The organism is Pseudomonas sp. NPDC096950 (assembly GCF_044762525.1).
Taxonomy (GTDB): Bacteria; Pseudomonadota; Gammaproteobacteria; order Pseudomonadales; family Pseudomonadaceae; genus Aquipseudomonas.
Genome location: NZ_JBIWEL010000007.1, coordinates 148,349 through 162,759, shown reverse-complemented (window position 1 = coordinate 162,759; position 14,411 = coordinate 148,349). Strand labels below are relative to the sequence as shown.

The window sequence follows — 14,411 nt, the reverse complement described above, 5'->3', positions numbered from 1 at the left end:
GGAGCGGGCTTGCTCGCGAAGGCGGCGTGTCAGCCAATACACATGGCGACTGATACACCGCTTTCGCGAGCAAGCCCGCTCCCACACTGGATTGTGTGAATCAGTGGGACCCAATAAACGGCCGAATCCCATGATCCCGGAAGTACCGCTCGATCACTTTCGGATCGGCGCTGTTATCGGCAATCGCCACATAGGTGTCCGGCCTTAACAGGTAAAACCCGTTGCGCGCCAACCCGGCGGTGTCGAACGCCGGCCGCCAGTCGAACACATGCAGCGGCAAATGATGCTCGATGCACCAGGCGATCATTTCGTCGCTGGTGTCGCCGTAAACATGCACCTGCCATGTCGGGTTTTTCAGGGGTTCGTAATTGTCGCCTTCGCCGTCATGGGCCCAGGGCAAGCGGTCGCCGCCGTGGACATGGCCCGCAGTGCCTTCGCTCAACGGCATGCCGCGATAGTTGAGGGTGATTTGCGACACGGTGCGGAACAGGAACTCCCGGCTCGCGCCGAACGACGTCATTTTGGGGATCAGGAACGGTGCCAGTCGCGTGCGCAGCAGGTCGGCGACTTTGCCCTCGGCGGTGACGAAGCTGAACACCCGGTCGGTGGTGGACACCAGGCGCCGGGCGAAGGCGATGCGTTCGGTTTCGTAGCTGTCGAGCAGTTTGGCGGTGGCGCCGCCACCCAGGACCGCCGCAAGTTTCCAGGCCAGGTTGATCGCGTCGCCGATCCCGGTGTTCATGCCCTGGCCGCCCGCAGGGCTGTGGACGTGGGCCGCGTCGCCGAGCAGAAACGCGCGATCGCGACGAAAGAATTCCGCGACCCGGTGATGCACGCGGTAGGTCGAGAACCAGTTCACCTGTTCAATCTTGACCTTCAAATGCTCGATGGCCCGGCTGCTGACGTCTTCGAATTGTAAGGTTTCGGCCTGCTCGGCACGTTCGTCGCGCACGGTGCCGATCAACCGTGCGTGACCTTCGCTGGCCAATGGAAACACCGCGAGAAAGTCTGCTTCGTCGAGATCCACGTGCAGTTCGCCGTTGAACGCCGGGCCGCTGGCCTGCACGTCGGCGACGTAGAAAATCTGCTGGTAGGTGCCGCCGGGAAATCCGCTGTCGAGTGTCTTGCGCACGATCGACCGGGCGCCGTCGCAACCGGCGATATAGCAGGCCTGGCAAGTTTCCTCCTGGCCATCGGGCAGGCGAAGTTGCGCGGTGATGCCGTCGCCGGTTTCCGTGAAATGTTCCAGTGCGGTATTGCGTTCCACGCGGATGCCGAAGGTGTCGAGGCGTTCGATCAACAGCGCTTCGTGTTCGTCCTGGGGAAAGATTTCCAGGAAGGCGTAAGGCGTCAGGCCCTCGCCAATCCGGGTCAACGGCAGGCGCGCCACGGCTTCGCCCTTGACCCAGAAATTCGCCGCCGCCACCCGGTGGCCGTTTTGCACGATGGTGTCGGCGAGGTCGAGTTGACGGTACAACTCAAGGGTTCGCGCCTGCACGGCCAGGGCCCGGGAGGTGGTGCCGGGGGCCGAGGTCTTGTCGATGATGCGCACCTGAATGCCGAGCTTGCTCAGCCACAACGCCAGCACCAGACCGGTCGGGCCGGCGCCGATGATCAGCACGTCGCTTCGGTTCATGGGGGCACTCTCCGAAAGGTGGGTCGGACAAGTATGGTTCAGGCAGGGCTATCAAGCTTGGGCAAACACAAAACACCTTGTGGGAGCGGGCTTGCTCGCGAAGGCGGTGTGTCAGGCAACATTCATATTGACTGATCCACCGCCTTCGCGAGCAAGCCCGCTCCCACAGGAGGGGTGTGTTTGTCTGGTTTTTTTGGCCAACAAAGAAGGCCCCACAGCCATCATGCTGCGGGGCCTTTCTGTTATGCCGAAGTGCTTAGAAGTCGATGGTGCCCGACAACTTCGCCACTCGCGGCTCGCCCTGGGTCAGGTAGCCGGCCTGGGCCGATTCCCAGTATTTCTCGTTCGCCAGGTTTTCGATGTTCAGGCGCAGGGTGATGTCTTTCTGATCGACTTTGAAACCATAACGGGCGCCGGCGTCGAAGCGGTTCCAGGTTGGCAGGCTGAGGTTGTTCGCCGCGTCGGCGTATTGGCCGCCGGTGCGCAACATCCGTGCATTCAGCGCTACGCCTTGCAGGCCCGGCACGTCCCAATCCACGCCCGCGTTGAACTGGAAGGTCGGTACGCCGATGGCGCGGTTGCCGTCGTTGGCGCCGTTCTGGGTGTTCTTCAGTTCGGTGTCCATCAGGGTCAGGCCACTGATCAGGCGCAGACCTTCGATCGGCTCGCCGAAGACGTTGAGCTCGACGCCTTTGTTGATCTGTTCACCCTGGCGAACATATTCCGCCGTGGTGGCGCTGGTGATCACCGAGTAACCGTCGCTCGGCTGCTCGATGCGGTATACACCGAGGCTGGCGCCGTAGGTGCCCATGTCGACCTTGACGCCGGCTTCGATCTGTTTCGAACGGGCCGGGGCGAACGCCTGGTTGCCGTTGGTCACGATGCGGTTGCCCGACGTGGTCGGCGAGGTCGGGCCTTTCGCCAGGCCTTCGATGCGGTTGGCATAGAACGACACATGGTCCCAAGGCTTGAACACCAGGCCATAGACCGGCGTGGTGATCGATTCGTCGTAGACGGACGTGCGGCTGCCGGAACCGTAAGGCGCGTAGCCGTAACCCTGAACCACCATTTGCTGGCGGCGCAAGCCGACGGTCAGCAACAGCCGGTCGTCGAAGAAACCGAGGGTATCGGACACCGCGCCACTGCGGGCGAAGGTCTTGCCGACGATGCCGGGATCGCTCAAGTCGCCGCCGGAGAAATTGCCAACGGGCGAGGGCGTTTCTACCGGATGGTAGATGTTGTTCGAGTAACGGGTCAGGTCGAAATCGTAGGCGCTGCGCTGTTCGGTCCAGATACCGGCCAGGCCGAAATTCAGCTTGTGGGTGACCGGGCCAGTGGCGAATCGGCCGTTGAGGCCGGCCATGACGCTGGTGTTGTCTTCGTCATGCGGGATGAACGAACCGGTGGTGGTCGAGGCCCCGTCGTTGCCCACCAGGGTGGTGGAGTTGTAGCGCCCGGTTTCACGGGTGTGCTTGGCGCCGCCCGCGGCGTAGGCGGTCCAGTTGTCGTTCAGGTCATACTCGGCGCGCAGCATGCCGAAAGTGTCTTCGATGTCGGTGAAACCCCACTTCGGCGCGTAGTTGGTGTCCGCCGATGGCGCATCCGGAATGTGCGTGGTGTTGCCCAGGTTGACCGTGTTGCGACCACCGTTGACGCGTTCTTTCTGGTAGGCGAAATCACCGGAAATGCGCAGGGCGTCGCCGCGATAATCGAGGCCGATGGAGAACAGTTTCGAACGCTGGTTTTCGTGGTCGATGCCGGTGTCGCCTTCACGCTGGGCCAGGTTGACCCGGGCGCCGAAACGGTTGTCTTCGCCGAAGCGCTGGCCGAGGTCGAGGTGCTGGCCGACGCGGCCTTCGTCATTGATGTCGGTGGTGAAGCGGCGGGTTGGTACGTCACCGGCACGCTTGGGTTGCAGGTTCACGCCGCCGCCGATGCCGGAACCGGTCGGGGTCACGCCGTTGATGAAGGCGTTCGGGCCTTTGAACACTTCCACCCGCTCCAGGGCGTCGGTGGAAATGATCTGGCGCGGCAGTACGCCGTACAGGCCGTTATAGGAAATATCGTCGCCGGTCAGGGGCAAACCGCGGATCATGAAGATCTGCGCCTGGTTGGAGAAACCGGAGGCCTGGCGCACTGAGGAATCGTTGAGCAGCACGTCGGCGACGTCTTCGGCTTGTTGGTCCTGGATCAGTTGTTCGGTGTAGGAAGACAGGGTGAACGGCACGTCCATCATGTCCTGATTGCCCAACACGCCCAATTGACCGCCGCGCGCTACCTGACCACCGGCAAACACCGGGGGCAGGGCGGCTGTCGCGGTCGGGGCCTGGGCGTTGACGTTGACTTCGTCCAGCACCAGCGCTTTGCCGTCGTTGTCGGTGGTGGCGGCGTGGGCAGAAACGGACAAGGCGCAAAACAAGGCGAGAAGGGTCGGGCGAAAAGGAACGCCGAGTCGGGCTGGAGTGGGCATGTTCGATCCTGGCGGCGCGCCGCCGATGAGAAAAAGGATAACGGCGCGGGGAACTCCTTGCGCAAATGCGACTCCAGGCGCAAATGATATGTTTTCTCAGTAACGTTCTGCAATGAGTTTGTCTTCAGCGGCTTCAATCCCCTGTGGGAGCGGGCTTGCTCGCGAAAGCGGCCTGTCAGTCACCACATGCATGGGCTGACACACCGCCTTCGCGAGCAAGCCCGCTCCCACAAGGTTCTGTGTTGTTAAGAAGATTGGTGTGGAACAGTCACCCCTGACCACAGTCATAGCCTGCACCCAGCCATTGATCGTATGGTTAACCCGGCTAAACGGACTTTATGGAGCAACATGCACGCCCACCGATTGATCATGAGCCTCGCTGCCTTGCTGGTCCTGGCCGGTTGCGGCACCCGGCAGGCCCAGGAAGCACCGCCCCGCAAGCCCGCCGAGGTGAAGGCGCAGATCGTGCGGCTGTTGCCGGCGAAAACCGTCGACCGAGAAGGTTGGGCGACGGATATCTATGCAGCGTTTGCCGCCCAGGAGATTTCCCCGACCACGCAGAACCTGTGTGCGGTGCTGGCCGTCACCGAGCAGGAGTCAACCTTCCAGGTCGACCCACCGGTGCCGGGCCTGGGCAAGATCGCCCGGGACGAGATCGATCGCCGCGCCGCCAAGGCGCATATCCCCGGTCTGTTGGTGAGCGGTGCCTTGCAGGTCAGTTCGCCCAACGGCAAAAGTTACAGCGACCGGCTCAACGCCGCCCGCAGCGAAAAAGAACTGAGCGGGATTTTTGATGACTTCATCGGCATGGTGCCCATGGGGCGGACGCTGTTTGGTGGATTCAACCCGGTGCACACCGCCGGGCCGATGCAGGTCAGCATCGAGTTCGCCGAGCAGGAGACGCGCAATTATCCCTATCCGGTGACGGGTTCGATTCGCCATGAGGTGTTCACCCGTCGCGGCGGACTGTACTTCGGCATTGCGCACTTGCTCGGTTACCCGGTGAGCTACACCCAGCCGCTGTATCGCTTTGCCGATTTCAATGCCGGGTGGTACGCCAGCCGTAATGCGGCGTTCCAGAACGCCGTCAGCCGCGTATCAGGCATTCCGCTGGCGCTCGACGGTGATTTGATTCGCTACGATTCGATCATGCCCGGCACCACGGAACTGGCGGTGCGCACCCTCGGCAAGCAATTGGGCATGCGCAATCCGACGATTCGCGATCAATTGGAAACGGGCAAAAGCCTGGAGTTCGAGGAGACGAGGCTTTATCAGAAGGTCTTCGCCATGGCGGACAAGGCTGAAGGGCGGCAATTGCCGCGTGCGATGTTGCCGGGGATTACCCTGGAAAGCCCGAAGATCACCCGCAAACTCACCACCGCGTGGTTCGCCAAACGGGTTGATGAGCGGTATCAGCGGTGCATGGCGAAGGGGCGATGAAGATCAAAAGATCGCTGCCTTCGGCAGCTCCTACACGGGCATTGTGTACACCCGTAGGCGCTGCCGAAGGCTGCGATCTTGGCGAATGACCAGGCGCCACGTGGATAAAGGATTTCCGCAGACGTAAAAAAACCCGGCTGATGAGGCCGGGTTTTTCGGTGAGTACCGCTGTAGAACCATTCATTCAGGCAACGCGGTTCTGGATCAGACGGTCGGAACCACCTTCGGCAACACGTTTTTCGAGCAGGCGATCCGAGCCACCTTCAGCAACGCGATTCTCGATCAGACGATCCGAGCCACCTTCGGCAACGCGTTTCTCGATCAGACGATCCGAGCCACCTTCAGCCACACGATTCTCGATCAGACGATCAGAACCACCTTCAGCAACGCGTTTTTCGATCAGACGATCCGAACCACCTTCGGCCACACGATTCTCGATCAACCGATCCGAACCACCCTCAGCCACGCGGCTTTCAATCAAGCGATCCGAACCGCCTTCAGCGATCATGGTGCGAGAAGGCGCGGCAAAAGCATTAACTGCGAAAACCGAGAAAGCGATGCTGAGAAGGATTTGGCGTTTCATGATCGTGTGCTCCGGGTGTTGTTAGTTGGGTATGGAGCGGATGTTACGCCGAGGAATTTTTATGAGAACTTCATTGACGTGATGGTGACCATCGACGGCAATGATGGTTGGAGCGGGGCACCTCTTGCGGGATTGATGATGCGGTCGTCGGCTGGGCCCGATGGGGGCGGTGGCGGGTTCTACACTGGATAGCTGGCGCAGGCCTTAGTCCCTGAGGAGTCGATCATGAATGCCAGTTTCTATCTTCCCGCCCAAACCGGTCTGCTGCTGGTGGATCCGTATAACGACTTCCTCAGCGAAGGCGGAAAACTCCACGGTCGAGCCAAACCGGTGGCCGACAGTGTCGGCACCCTGGTCAACCTGAAAGCCGTGGTGGCGGCTGTGCGCAAGGCCGGCATGCAGGTGTTCTACGTACCGCATCACCGCGCCGAACCCAACGACCTGGCGCGCTGGAAACACCCCGGTCCCTCTCAACTGCGCGCCAGTCACGCCCAGGTGTTTGCCGCCGGAGAATGGGGCGGGGAATGGCACCCCGACTTCCAGCCTGAGGCCGGTGATGTCATCGTCAAGGAACACTGGGCCAGCAGTGGTTTTGCCAATACCGACCTGGATTTCCTGCTCAAGCAGCACGGTATCGACAAGGTAGTGATCGTCGGCATGCTCGCCAACACCTGCATCGAAACCACCGGCAAATTCGCCGCCGAACTGGGCTACCACGTCACCCTGGTACGCGACGCCACCGCAGCATTCAGCGCTGAAGCGATGCACGCGGCGCACGAGATCAATGGGCCAACCTATGCCCATTCGATTGTCACGACGCAGGAGTTGCTGGCGCTGCTTGGTTAAGCGATGCGGTCTATGTGATGAAGGAGCTTCTGTGGCGAGGGGGCTTGCCCCCGTACGGCTGCGAAGCAGTCGCAAGTCAGGCACCGCGGTTTGTCAGCCAGACGGTGTGCGCAGGTTTTGGGGCCGCTTCGCAGCCCAACGGGGGCAAGCCCCCTCGCCACAAAATGCTCTCTTTACCAAAAGGTTGTGTCTGGTCTTTGTTACCGGCTCACACCCGACGCCGCACAAACTTGCGCCACAACCAGACCCACAGCATCAACAGCGGGAAAGCCAGGATCAGGAACGGCAGCGCGTAACTGCCTTTCTCCAGCGCATCGACGGCGCCATCGGCCAGGTTATCCAGCAAGTTGCTGAACGCCTGGCTCAGGTGTGACGAGCGGCTGCTGGCGCCGGTCGGTTGGAACGACAGCGTGACCCGATTGGTGTCGAGTCGGCGCTGGTGCCCGGCGGCGACCTGGGCCAGGGCTTGCAGGTCGTTTTCGATGCCGGCCTGTTCTTTGCTCAGGGCGATCAGGTCGGTGACGCTGATGTCCCGGCGGCTTGCCAATTGGTCCAGGCGCTGTTGCTGGGCCTTGAGGCGTTCCTGGCGGCGGCGAGTGTCGTCCACCGCATCGGCGAGGTCTTCGGCGCTGGTGACGCGTTGGCCCATTTCCCCGCCCTCGGCGGCCATGGCGACCAACGGCTCCACACCGGCCGGAGCAATGCGCAAGGTGATCTCGGCGCGACCGGCGCCTTGCTCGATGCGCAACACGTTACAAGCGCCGAAACGCGCGGTTTCGCAGGCTTCGCGGGTGGCCTGCAAACGCGGCACGATTTGCGCCTGGGGCAGCAATAACTGCACATCATGCTCATAGGCGAGCATCGCGCCACCACGTCCTTGTTCACCGGCTAGACTGGCCGATGATGACCGGTCGCTCGGCGAGCAGCCGCTCAGGGCCAGGCAGGCCAGTACAAACCAATAGACGCGAGGCAGTGAGGCAGGTTTGCCATCCGGTTGGCGCATGTTCTTTCCTTGAAGTGTGCAGCGGGACGTCGGCAGTGCGCCCCGGGATGGCGCATCTTACCTGCATCAATCGGCCAAATGGCAGGGAACATGCTCCCGTGGCCGGCCGTCTACCGACTGACTGTTTGTTCGCCGGGAGGGCGCGACATGTATCAGCTTTACGGACACCCGAATTCCGGCGCGGCGGCGATCGAAGCGGCCCTTGAACTCTGCGCGATTCCTTATCGCTTCATCGATGTGGCCGCGTCCGCCGAAGCCGCCCACGCTTTGGAAAAACTCAACCCGCTGAAGCAGATTCCGGCCCTGGAATTGCCCGACGGCAGCCTTCTCACTGAAAGCGCGGCGATCCTGATTCACCTGGGCCTGACCTTTCCCTCGTCGGGCCTGTTGCCGGACGATCCGATAGAGCGGGACCAGGCCATTCGCGGCCTGGTGTACATCGTCAGCAATTGCTATTCGGCCATCGGCATCATCGACTACCCCGAGCGTTGGTTGATCACAGCGGACGAGGCGTCCAGGGAAAATCTCATGGCCGGCACCCGCAAGCGATTGCACTGGAGTTGGGAGGTGTTTGCCGATGAGTTTTCCGGCGAGCTGTACCTGGGCGAAGAGACGCCGGGGGCGCTGGATGTGCTGGCGGCGGTGGTGTCGCGCTGGGCCGGCAGCCGCGAGCATCTGCGCAATGCCCGGCCCGGGTTTTATGCGTGGCTGACGCGAATTGACCGGCATCCGACATTGGCGCCGGTCTTCGCGCGGCATTGGCCAACCTGAGCAACACCGCCGAACAACTGTCCTGATTGCCCTTGTGACCACTGAAGATTCAAATGTGGGAGCGGGCTTGCTCGCGAAGGCGGTGTGTCAGTCAACATCCTCATGGACTGACACACCGCCTTCGCGAGCAAGCCCGCTCCCACAGGGGATTTTCAGTGTCAGGGATTATTCCCCGCGAATGTACTGCTCCAACTGCCGAATCAATTCCGCCTGTTCGGCAATCGCTTCCTTGACCAGGTCACCAATCGACAGCAACCCCAGCAGCTTGCCGTTCTCCACCACCGGCAAGTGGCGCAGGCGTTTGTCGGACATGATGCCCATGCAGGTTTCGACGCTTTGATGGGTGTCCACGGTAATCACCGGCGACACCATGATTTCGCTGACCGGCGTGCCGACCGAGGAGCGGCCCTTGAGCACCAGTTTGCGCGCGTAATCCCGCTCACTGATGATGCCCACGACCTCGCCATTTGCCAGCACCGGCAGCGCACCGACGTTTTTCGCGGCCATGACCATCAGCGCTTCCAGCACCATTTGATGTGGCGCGATGGTATGGACTTCCTGGTTTTCGTTGGCCTTTAACTTGAGCAGTTGGGCGACGGTTTTCATGGCGGCTTCTCTGGTGTTGTCGTTGTCCTTGAAGAATCGTAGACGCAAGCGTTCAGGGCAAGGGAGAAAGCGGCAGATAACACGCAAAAAACGTCATTCGGCGGTTTTTCCGCCGTAAACCTCGCGAACCAGGTCGATAAACCCGCGCAAACCGGCGGGAACGTGGCGGTTGGCCGGGTAATACAGGCACAGGCCGGGGTAGGGCGGCAGCCAGTCTTGCAGCACCGGAATCAGCCGGCCGGCGGCCAAGTGCCCGGCAATCGAATGTTCGCTGGTACAGGCCAGCCCAATGCCTTGAAGTGCTGCGTCGACGATCAGTTGATGGCTGTCGAGGGTCAACGGGCCGTTGACGTCGATGATCTGCTGATGCCCGCGCTTTTCGAATTCCCAACGGTACAACGTGCCGCTGGCGAACCGCGTGCGAATGCAGTTGTGCGTGGCCAGGTCTGCGGGTGAACGGGGTTTGCCATGGCGGGCGAAATAGTCGGGTGAACCGACCACCGCAAATTGCAACGGCGGACTGCAGGGCACGGCAATCATGTCCAGAGGCACGCTGTCGGCCAGGCGGATGCCGGCGTCGAAGCCGTCGGCGACGATGTCCACCAGCGCGGTGTCGGTGACAATCTCCAGGCGCATGTCCGGGTAACGCTTGAGGAATTCCACCACCACCGGGGTCATGATCATCTGCACCGCGCCTTCGGTGGCGTTGAGGCGCAGGGTGCCGCTCGGGGTGTCGCGAAACTGGTTCACCGCTTCCATCGCCGCCGAGATCTCGTGCAGTGCCGGCCGCACCCGGGCCAGAAACTGCTCGCCGGCCTCGGACAGCGACACGCTGCGGGTGGTGCGATTGAACAGCCGCACGCCCATGCGTTGTTCCAGCGCGGCGATGGCATGGCTCATGGCCGAGGGCGATATGCCCAGCTCATCCGCTGCGCGGCGGAAACTGCGGTGGGTTGAAACGGCGACCACGGCGTTGAGTTCCAGCAAGCCCATCTTTTGCATTGTGCCGATTCCTGCATCAGTTCATCCCATATTAGCCCGATTGTTTGAAGGATGGTGGGGGCTTACTTTGATCCGTGTTCACCACAAAACCCCTGTGGGAGCGGGCTTGCTCGCGAATACGGTGTGTCAGTCGCCGCATGTATTGACTGACTCACCGTATTCGCGAGCAAGCCCGCTCCCACAGGGGGGATCTCCATTTAATCGGGAATATCGCAATGACCCAGACTGTTTTGATCACCGGCGCCTCTACCGGCTTCGGCCAATCCGCCGCGCAACGGTTCGCCGCCCTTGGCTGGAACGTCATCGCCACCATGCGCAACCCCTCGGCTGGCGCAGTGCTGGCGACCCTGGAAAACGTGCTGGTCACCCGCCTCGACGTGCAGGACCCCACCAGCATCGACACCGCGATTGCCGCGGCGATCGAACGTTTCGGGCAGATCGATGTGCTGGTCAACAACGCCGGTTTCGGCCTGTTCGGCGTGTTCGAAGGGACTTCCCGTGAAAAGATCCGCGAGCAGTTCGATGTCAATGTCTTCGGCGTGATGGACGTAACCCGGGCGATCCTGCCGCATTTTCGCCAGCGCCGGGCCGGGGTGATCATCAATGTCAGCTCCGGCGCCGGGGTGTTCGGCTTGCCGATGATTTCCGCCTACAACGCCAGCAAATTTGCGCTGGAAGGGTTTTCCGAGTCGCTGTCCTATGAACTGGCGTCGCAGAACATCACCGTGAAAATCGTCGAACCGGGCGGGGTGGTCAGCACCGGGTTTGGTTCGCGCTCGGCCACTGAGGCCGCGCAACTCTCCACGCCGAAGGATTACGACGGGTTTGTCGGCGCGGCGATGAAGGCTTTTGAAGGATTGCGCGGGGAACGCCTGGCGACTTCCGAGGACGTGGCGCAGGTGATTGTCGATGCGGCCAGCGACGGGACTGACCGCTTGCGCTATGTGGCGACGCAGGATATCGAGCCGTTGGTGAAGGCGCGGCGGGAAACCTCGGAAGTGGAATATATGGCGATGATGCGCGGGAAGTTCGGCGGTCTGTGACATCACACGGACCCTTGTGGGAGCGAGCCTGCTCGCGAAGAGGCCCTCACATTCAGCATCTTTGTTGACGGGTACACCGCTTTCGCGAGCAGGCTCGCTCCCACAGGTATGAGTCGGTCAGATCATTCTGCGCCTTGCCTCATTAATGACGCGTAGAATTGCGCCCTGAATCAGTTTCGAGGTTGCAGTGGTGGATTTACAGCAGGGCTTCGTCCTGACCCGGCATTGGCGCGATACCCCGGCCGGCACGGAAGTCGAGTTCTGGCTGGCGACCGATGCCGGTCCCCGGCGCATCCGCCTGCCTTATCAACCGTCGGTAGCGTTCATCCCGGCCGAGCAGCGCGAGCAGGCCGAAGGCGTGTTGCGCGGGGAAAAGAACGTCGAGTTGCGGCCGCTGGCTCTGCTGGACTTCGAACATCGTCCGGTACTCGGCCTGTATTGCCAGCAGCACGGTCAGTTGATGCGTCTGGAAACCGCGCTGCGCAAGGCCGGCGTCGAGATGTTCGAGGCCGACGTGCGCCCGCCGGAGCGCTACATGATGGAGCGCTTCATCACCGCCCCCGTGCAATTTGGTGGCACGCCCGGTGATGAAGGCCTGCTGCTCGACGCGCAAATGAAACCCGCCCCCGGTTACCGGCCCAACCTGCGGCTGGTGTCCCTCGACATCGAAACCACCGCCCAAGGCGAACTGTATTCCATCGCGCTGGAAGGCTGCGGCGAGCGGCAGGTGTATATGCTCGGTCCGCCCAACGGTGATGCCAGTGCCGTGGATTTCCAGCTCGAATACTGCGATTCCCGAACCCTGCTGCTGAAAAAACTCAACGAGTGGTTCGCCCGCCACGACCCCGACGCGATCATCGGCTGGAACGTCGTGCAGTTCGACCTGCGCGTCCTCCACGAACACGCCCGGCGCCTCGCGGTGCCGCTGAAACTCGGGCGTGGCGGCGAAGAGATGCAGTGGCGCGAACACGGCAGCCGCAACCATTATTTCGCCGCAGCCGCCGGGCGCCTGATCATCGACGGCATTGAATCCTTGCGCTCGGCGACCTGGAGTTTTCCGTCGTTCAGCCTGGAAAACGTCGCGCAAACCTTGCTCGGTGAAGGCAAGGCGATCAGCACGCCGTACCAGCGCATGGACGAAATCAACCGCATGTTCGCCGAGGACAAACCGGCCCTTGCCACGTACAACCTCAAGGACTGCGAACTGGTGACGCGGATCTTCGCCAAGACCGAGTTGCTGACCTTCCTGCTGGAACGTGCCAGCGTCACCGGTTTGCCGGCGGATCGCAGCGGCGGCTCGGTGGCGGCGTTCACGCATTTGTATATGCCGCTGATGCACCGCCAGGGTTTCGTCGCGCCGAACCTCGGCGGCAAGCCACCGGAGGCCAGCCCCGGCGGATTTGTCATGGATTCTCAACCGGGGCTCTACGAGTCGGTGCTGGTGCTCGACTACAAGAGTCTTTACCCGTCGATCATCCGCACCTTCCTGATCGACCCGGTGGGGCTGATCGAGGGCCTCAAACACCCCGACCACAGTGAATCAGTGCCGGGCTTCCGTGGCGCTCGGTTTTCCCGCACAAAGCATTGCCTTCCGGCCATCGTCGCCCGGGTCGCCGACGGCCGCGAAACTGCCAAACGTGAACACAACGCGCCGCTGTCCCAGGCGCTGAAAATCATCATGAACGCCTTCTACGGCGTGCTTGGCTCCAGCGGTTGCCGGTTTTTCGATACGCGGCTGGCGTCATCGATCACCCTGCGCGGCCACGAAATCATGTTGCGCACCCGGCAGTTGATCGAAGCCCAGGGCCACGCGGTGATTTACGGCGACACTGATTCGACCTTCGTCTGGCTGCGTCGCGCCCACGGTCAGGAAGAGGCGGCACAGATCGGCCGCGCCCTGGTGGATCACGTCAACCAGTGGTGGCGCGAGCATGTGCAGCAGCAATACGGTCTGGAAAGTGCGCTGGAGTTGCAGTTCGAAACCCACTACAAGCGCTTTCTGATGCCGACCATTCGCGGGGCCGAGGAGGGCAGCAAGAAGCGTTACGCCGGGCTGGTCAGCCGCGCCGATGGTACGGACGAAATGATCTACAAGGGCCTGGAAACCGTGCGTACCGACTGGTCGCTGCTGGCCCGGCAATTCCAGCAGGAGTTGTACTCGCGGATTTTCCATCGCCAGCCGTATCAAGACTATGTACGCGACTACGTACGCAAGACATTGGCCGGGGAGTTCGATGATCGGCTGGTCTACCGCAAGCGCCTGCGCCGCACCCTCGATGACTATGAACGCAACGTGCCGCCCCATGTGCGGGCGGCGCGGATGGCCGATGCCTACAACGATCAGCAGGGCCGGCCCCGGCAGTACCAGAACGGTGGCTGGATCAGCTACGTGATCACCGTTTCCGGACCCGAGCCACTGGAAATCCGCAGTGCGCCGATTGACTACGACCACTACGTCACCCGACAGCTGCAACCGGTGGCCGATGCGATCCTGCCGTTTGTCGATGACGACTTTTCAACCCTGATTGGTGGGCAACTGGGCCTGTTTTAAGTCCAGCAGCGACAGCGTCCAGTCATCCTGTATGCCATGGAAATAGTGGTCCAGCGCTTGATGGAACAGGCTGCCGTCAGGGGCGACCTGGGCGAACAAGGTCATGGAGGAGTGAAACTTGAGGTCATCGGGATGGCCGAAAATCTCGGCGATGGAGCGCTTTTTCAGGTTCAAGACCAATTGGGTGCAGGTGCGCAAACGTGGACCCAAGAGTGGGTGATTCAGGTACGCCGTCGCTTCTTCGGCGCAACTGATGGCGAAGTGACGGGACATCTCGCTGCCGCCGAGCCCGGCAATCTGCGGAAAGATGAACCACATCCAGTGCCGGCGCTTCTGGCCGGCGCGCAATTCCTCCTGGACCCTGTCGAACACGGGGTCTTGTGCCTGGACAAAGCGTGGCAGATTGAACGAATCGAGCGGATCGGTGCTTCTCATTCCGAAGCCCTCTACGGGCGCGATG

At 61.7% G+C, this 14,411-nt stretch carries 12 protein-coding genes; 5 read left to right on the top strand and 7 right to left on the bottom strand.

Annotated elements, in window-relative coordinates; genetic code table 11:
- Positions 1–100: 100 nt before the first annotated feature.
- Both ACIQY3_RS14245 and ACIQY3_RS14240 read right to left on the bottom strand, forming a co-directional pair.
- Complete coding sequence (locus tag ACIQY3_RS14245) at positions 101–1,636, bottom strand: FAD-dependent oxidoreductase (protein ID WP_403020339.1); 1,536 nt, start codon at positions 1,634–1,636, stop codon at positions 101–103.
- A gap of 256 nt (positions 1,637–1,892) precedes the next feature.
- Complete coding sequence (locus tag ACIQY3_RS14240) at positions 1,893–4,106, bottom strand: TonB-dependent receptor (RefSeq protein WP_403020337.1); 2,214 nt, start codon at positions 4,104–4,106, stop codon at positions 1,893–1,895.
- A 348-nt stretch (positions 4,107–4,454) separates the two neighbouring features.
- Between ACIQY3_RS14240 and ACIQY3_RS14235 the strand changes: the two genes are divergently transcribed.
- Entirely contained in the window at positions 4,455–5,546 is a 1,092-nt protein-coding gene (locus ACIQY3_RS14235) for a DUF1615 domain-containing protein (protein ID WP_403020334.1), read from the top strand.
- Between the two features lie 184 nt (positions 5,547–5,730).
- On the opposite strand, the gene ACIQY3_RS14230 is transcribed toward ACIQY3_RS14235, so the two are convergent.
- The gene (locus ACIQY3_RS14230; RefSeq protein WP_403020331.1) at positions 5,731–6,129 is read right to left on the bottom strand and encodes a hypothetical protein; all 399 of its coding nucleotides are present in this window, start codon (positions 6,127–6,129) and stop codon (positions 5,731–5,733) included.
- 225 nt (positions 6,130–6,354) lie between these two features.
- Here ACIQY3_RS14230 and ACIQY3_RS14225 point away from each other — a divergent pair, with 225 nt between their 5' ends.
- Positions 6,355–6,975: an isochorismatase family cysteine hydrolase gene (locus ACIQY3_RS14225; protein WP_403020328.1), complete on the top strand. Its 621-nt coding sequence runs from the start codon at positions 6,355–6,357 to the stop codon at positions 6,973–6,975.
- Between the two features lie 208 nt (positions 6,976–7,183).
- Here ACIQY3_RS14225 and ACIQY3_RS14220 read toward each other — a convergent pair whose 3' ends face one another.
- Positions 7,184–7,978, bottom strand: a complete 795-nt coding sequence (locus ACIQY3_RS14220; RefSeq protein ID WP_403020325.1) for a DUF4349 domain-containing protein — start codon at positions 7,976–7,978, stop codon at positions 7,184–7,186.
- 147 nt (positions 7,979–8,125) lie between these two features.
- On the opposite strand from ACIQY3_RS14220, the gene ACIQY3_RS14215 reads away from it, so the two are divergent.
- A complete protein-coding gene (locus ACIQY3_RS14215) occupies positions 8,126–8,749 on the top strand; it encodes a glutathione S-transferase N-terminal domain-containing protein (protein WP_403020322.1) in 624 nt (207 codons plus the stop codon).
- A gap of 165 nt (positions 8,750–8,914) precedes the next feature.
- Here the strand turns inward: ACIQY3_RS14215 and ACIQY3_RS14210 are convergent, their stop codons facing one another.
- Together ACIQY3_RS14210 and ACIQY3_RS14205 are read right to left on the bottom strand one after the other, a co-directional pair.
- Positions 8,915–9,355, bottom strand: a complete 441-nt coding sequence (locus tag ACIQY3_RS14210; RefSeq protein ID WP_403020319.1) for a CBS domain-containing protein — start codon at positions 9,353–9,355, stop codon at positions 8,915–8,917.
- Between the two features lie 93 nt (positions 9,356–9,448).
- On the bottom strand, positions 9,449–10,357 hold the full coding sequence (locus tag ACIQY3_RS14205) for a LysR family transcriptional regulator (RefSeq protein ID WP_403020316.1): 909 nt from the start codon (positions 10,355–10,357) through the stop codon (positions 9,449–9,451).
- Positions 10,358–10,572: 215 nt separating this feature from the next.
- On the opposite strand from ACIQY3_RS14205, the gene ACIQY3_RS14200 reads away from it, so the two are divergent.
- Positions 10,573–11,400: an SDR family oxidoreductase gene (locus tag ACIQY3_RS14200; RefSeq protein WP_403020314.1), complete on the top strand. Its 828-nt coding sequence runs from the start codon at positions 10,573–10,575 to the stop codon at positions 11,398–11,400.
- Positions 11,401–11,590: 190 nt separating this feature from the next.
- On the top strand, positions 11,591–13,951 hold the full coding sequence (locus ACIQY3_RS14195; protein ID WP_403020311.1) for a DNA polymerase II: 2,361 nt from the start codon (positions 11,591–11,593) through the stop codon (positions 13,949–13,951).
- Here ACIQY3_RS14195 and ACIQY3_RS14190 read toward each other — a convergent pair.
- Positions 13,916–14,386 (bottom strand): DUF1810 domain-containing protein, encoded by a 471-nt coding sequence (locus ACIQY3_RS14190; protein ID WP_403020309.1) that lies wholly within the window; start codon positions 14,384–14,386, stop codon positions 13,916–13,918. The genes ACIQY3_RS14195 and ACIQY3_RS14190 overlap by 36 nt on opposite strands.
- Positions 14,387–14,411: the final 25 nt, after the last annotated feature.

Excerpts from the sequence above, each read along its gene's own strand:
- ACIQY3_RS14215 (WP_403020322.1), top strand. The coding sequence starts at position 8,126 with ATGTATCAGCTTTACGGACACCCGAATTCCGGCGCGGCGGCGATCGAA.
- ACIQY3_RS14245 (WP_403020339.1), bottom strand. The coding sequence starts at position 1,636 with ATGAACCGAAGCGACGTGCTGATCATCGGCGCCGGCCCGACCGGTCTG.
- ACIQY3_RS14210 (WP_403020319.1), bottom strand. The coding sequence starts at position 9,355 with ATGAAAACCGTCGCCCAACTGCTCAAGTTAAAGGCCAACGAAAACCAG.
- ACIQY3_RS14225 (WP_403020328.1), top strand. The coding sequence starts at position 6,355 with ATGAATGCCAGTTTCTATCTTCCCGCCCAAACCGGTCTGCTGCTGGTG.
- ACIQY3_RS14190 (WP_403020309.1), bottom strand. The coding sequence starts at position 14,386 with ATGAGAAGCACCGATCCGCTCGATTCGTTCAATCTGCCACGCTTTGTC.
- ACIQY3_RS14230 (WP_403020331.1), bottom strand. The coding sequence starts at position 6,129 with ATGAAACGCCAAATCCTTCTCAGCATCGCTTTCTCGGTTTTCGCAGTT.
- ACIQY3_RS14235 (WP_403020334.1), top strand. The coding sequence starts at position 4,455 with ATGCACGCCCACCGATTGATCATGAGCCTCGCTGCCTTGCTGGTCCTG.
- ACIQY3_RS14240 (WP_403020337.1), bottom strand. The coding sequence starts at position 4,106 with ATGCCCACTCCAGCCCGACTCGGCGTTCCTTTTCGCCCGACCCTTCTC.
- ACIQY3_RS14220 (WP_403020325.1), bottom strand. The coding sequence starts at position 7,978 with ATGCGCCAACCGGATGGCAAACCTGCCTCACTGCCTCGCGTCTATTGG.
- ACIQY3_RS14200 (WP_403020314.1), top strand. The coding sequence starts at position 10,573 with ATGACCCAGACTGTTTTGATCACCGGCGCCTCTACCGGCTTCGGCCAA.
- ACIQY3_RS14205 (WP_403020316.1), bottom strand. The coding sequence starts at position 10,357 with ATGCAAAAGATGGGCTTGCTGGAACTCAACGCCGTGGTCGCCGTTTCA.